This is a genomic window from Streptomyces sp. NPDC030165, assembly GCF_055573595.1.
In genome coordinates this window covers 1-1962 of sequence record NZ_JBVIBD010000073.1, presented here as the reverse complement: position 1 = coordinate 1962, position 1962 = coordinate 1, and the positions used below count along the sequence as shown (strand labels likewise).

General features: G+C 74.3%; 4 protein-coding genes. All 4 read left to right on the top strand.

What is annotated here, in order from left to right:
* Positions 1 to 86 precede the first annotated feature (86 nt).
* From ACZ4Z1_RS42445 to ACZ4Z1_RS42430, 4 genes are read left to right on the top strand one after another with little or no spacing between them, the layout of a single operon-like run.
* Positions 87 to 281: a hypothetical protein gene (locus ACZ4Z1_RS42445; RefSeq protein ID WP_468492070.1), complete on the top strand. Its 195-nt coding sequence runs from the start codon at positions 87 to 89 to the stop codon at positions 279 to 281.
* Positions 281 to 826, top strand: a complete 546-nt coding sequence (locus tag ACZ4Z1_RS42440) for a hypothetical protein (protein WP_468492069.1) — start codon at positions 281 to 283, stop codon at positions 824 to 826. Before ACZ4Z1_RS42445 ends, ACZ4Z1_RS42440 begins: the two co-directional genes overlap by 1 nt.
* The gene (locus ACZ4Z1_RS42435; protein WP_468492068.1) at positions 826 to 1095 is read left to right on the top strand and encodes a hypothetical protein; all 270 of its coding nucleotides are present in this window, start codon (positions 826 to 828) and stop codon (positions 1093 to 1095) included. Before ACZ4Z1_RS42440 ends, ACZ4Z1_RS42435 begins: the two co-directional genes overlap by 1 nt.
* A 58-nt stretch (positions 1096 to 1153) precedes the next feature.
* Complete coding sequence (locus ACZ4Z1_RS42430) at positions 1154 to 1783, top strand: hypothetical protein (protein WP_468492067.1); 630 nt, start codon at positions 1154 to 1156, stop codon at positions 1781 to 1783.
* Positions 1784 to 1962 lie beyond the last annotated feature (179 nt).

Here is a 1962-nt window from a genome sequence, read left to right as displayed (position 1 = left end):
TGGACCGGCCCCGCCGCCCGCGGCCACTCCGACGGCGGCACCGGCCACCAGACCTGGACCGAAGACCCCGAAGCCGAGGAGGCGTCGTGACCGACTCCTGCCCCGCCTGCTGCCGCCGCCGGATACCTCCGTGCGCCGAGCGCCGCCGCGGCGAGCGGATCGTGCACGGCTACCGCTGCCCCGGCTGCGGCCACCAGTGGGCCACCGCCCGGCACCTGCCCGCCTACTCCGACATCCACCGCCGCCGCGCCGAGCGGCAGACGACGAGGAGGGCCGCCTGATGACCGCCCGCCCCACCGCCTCGCAGATCACCGACGACCAGCTCGACGCGCTGTACACGGAACTCGGCCGGCTGCGCGCCGCCGCGGGAGGCCCGGGAACGGCCCTGGGCGCCCGTGAGGCGGCCCGGAACGGCTCGGGCGGCGCTGGGTGTGCGCGAGCCGCCGATAGGGCGTCAGAGAGCCGCGCAGCGCGCCCAATTGTCGAGCGGGCCGCCACAACAGGGCTGCAAAAGCCCTCAGGGGCCCCCGAGAACGCCCCGCAGGCGCCGGACGCACCCGATTGCCCCGGCGCCCACGAGAGGCCCGCAGAAGCCCGCACAGGGCTTCAGGCGGTCGTCGACAAGCTCACCGCCGAAGCCGCCCACCACGACCGGTGCTCCAAGGCATCCCGCATCGACGAGGGCGTACTCGCCCACAGCGCCCTGGCCTGCGGCATCCGCATCGGAGCCATGCACCTCGTGCTCCACCTCGACGGCACCGACGCGGCCATCGCCTACATGAAGGCGAACGGCACCGGCAGCCTGCCGCCGAAGGAGGCCGCCTGATGCCCCGCGTGATCCGCACCCGAGACGTCGAGATGGCCCTCGCCGGCGGCGGCTACGAGCCGTCCGAGTACGACCCGGCCTACGGCTGGAACCCCGGCTACCGGGCCGTCCAGGCCGGCCGCCGCCAGGTCAACGTCTTCCACGACGGGCCCGGCGAGGAGACCGGCCTCGAGCAGTACACGGCCGAACTCCGCGCCGCCGGGCTCCACGTCGTCGCCGACCAGATGCCCGGCGGCGGACGGCGCCGCCTGCACATCACCCGCCCCTGACCCGCCACGGGGCGGCGGACGCCTGCCGCCCCGCCCGCACGACCGCAAGGAGACCGCCATGCACGACCTCGACGACGTCAACCCGACGTGCAACATCTGCATGTACGGCCTGCGGGACGGCGAGTGGGACCGTCTCGCGTGCCGCATCTGCCAGGACCGCGGGGTGACCATGCTCCGCGCCTTCCCGGCGCTCTACGACCAGCTCGGCGATCTGCTGGAGCCGGGCTCCGGGCGGGGCGACGGGCGCGTAAGCGGAACCCGGGGCGCACCCCTGCCGTGCTCGCTGCACGTGCTGGACCTGCGGGCCCGCGGCGGGCTGGTGACCGTCCTCGCCGACTGGGAGGCCGCCGTGCGCGACGAACTCGGCTACGAGCCCGCCGTGTTCCGGGGCGACCTGCGGCAGACCCTCGCCGGAGTCGTCGGCTTCCTCGCCGCCAACACGCCGTGGATCTACAGCTCGTTCAGCGCCATCGCCGACCTCCACCACGAACTCCGCGCCCTCCACGGCCACACCCAGCGGCTCGTCACCGGCGAACAAGCGGAACGCCGCGTCACCGTCCAGTGCGCGTGCGGACAGCCGCTGCGCGTCACCCTCACCACCCCCGGCCGGCGCTGCGGAACCTGCGGCACCCAGTACGGGCACAGCGAAGTGCTGCAACTGCCGCTCGCCGACCGGGCCGCGGCGTGACCGACCCCGACCCCACCCATCCGAGGAGGTAAGCATGACCAACGCGCTTGACCAGCCGACCATCGAGCAGGCCCGCGCCCTGACCGAACGCATCCGCATCGCCGTCGAAGGCACCTGGCAGCTCATCCGGGAGGCGTACACCTCCCGCACCTGGGCCGTCCTCGGCTACGACAGCTGGG

Excerpts from the sequence above, each read along its gene's own strand:
- ACZ4Z1_RS42440 (WP_468492069.1), top strand. The coding sequence starts at position 281 with ATGACCGCCCGCCCCACCGCCTCGCAGATCACCGACGACCAGCTCGAC.
- ACZ4Z1_RS42435 (WP_468492068.1), top strand. The coding sequence starts at position 826 with ATGCCCCGCGTGATCCGCACCCGAGACGTCGAGATGGCCCTCGCCGGC.
- ACZ4Z1_RS42430 (WP_468492067.1), top strand. The coding sequence starts at position 1,154 with ATGCACGACCTCGACGACGTCAACCCGACGTGCAACATCTGCATGTAC.